Origin of the sequence: Actinomadura rugatobispora (genome assembly GCF_042656285.1) — a bacterium.
Classification (GTDB): Bacteria; Actinomycetota; Actinomycetes; order Streptosporangiales; family Streptosporangiaceae; genus Spirillospora; species Spirillospora rugatobispora.
In genome coordinates this window covers 1-700 of record NZ_JBHSON010000278.1, presented here as the reverse complement: position 1 = coordinate 700, position 700 = coordinate 1, and the positions used below count along the sequence as shown (strand labels likewise).

Below are 700 nucleotides of genomic sequence, written 5' to 3'. Positions count from 1 at the left end.
CTCCTTGAGCTCCACCTCGGTCGCCGCACCGGCCTTGATCACCGCGACACCGCCGGCCAGCTTGGCCAGCCGCTCCTGCAGCTTCTCGCGGTCGTAGTCGGAGTCGGTCCCGTCGATCTCGGTGCGGATCTGGTTGACCCGGCCCGCGATCTCGTTGGCGTCGCCCGCACCGTCCACGATCGTGGTCTCGTCCTTGGACACCACGATCTTGCGCGCACGGCCCAGCATGTCCAGCGAGGTGTTCTCCAGCTTCAGGCCCACGTCCTCGGAGATCACCTGCCCGCCGGTCAGGGTGGCGATGTCGCCGAGCATGGCCTTGCGGCGGTCACCGAAGCCCGGGGCCTTGACGGCGACGGACTTGAAGATGCCGCGGATCTTGTTGACGACCAGGGTGGCCAGGGCCTCGCCCTCGACGTCCTCGGCGATGATCAGCAGCGGCTTGCCGGACTGCATGACGCCCTCGAGGACGGGCAGCAGGTCCTTGTTGGCCGACGCCTTGCCCTGGACGATGAGGATGTAGGGGTCCTCCAGGACCGCTTCCATCCGCTCGGGGTCGGTGACGAAGTACGGCGAGATGTAGCCCTTGTCGAAGCGCATGCCCTCGGTGAGCTCCAGCTCCAGCCCGAAGGTGTTGCTCTCCTCGACGGTGATGACGCCTTCCTTGCCGACCTTGTCCATCGCCTCGGCGATCATCTCGCCG

General features: G+C 66.9%; 1 protein-coding gene. It reads right to left on the bottom strand.

What is annotated here, in order from left to right; translation table 11 throughout:
* Positions 1 to 700: chaperonin GroEL (gene groEL, locus ACFPZN_RS56325; RefSeq protein ID WP_378293688.1), on the bottom strand; the 700-nt coding region annotated here is incomplete at both ends.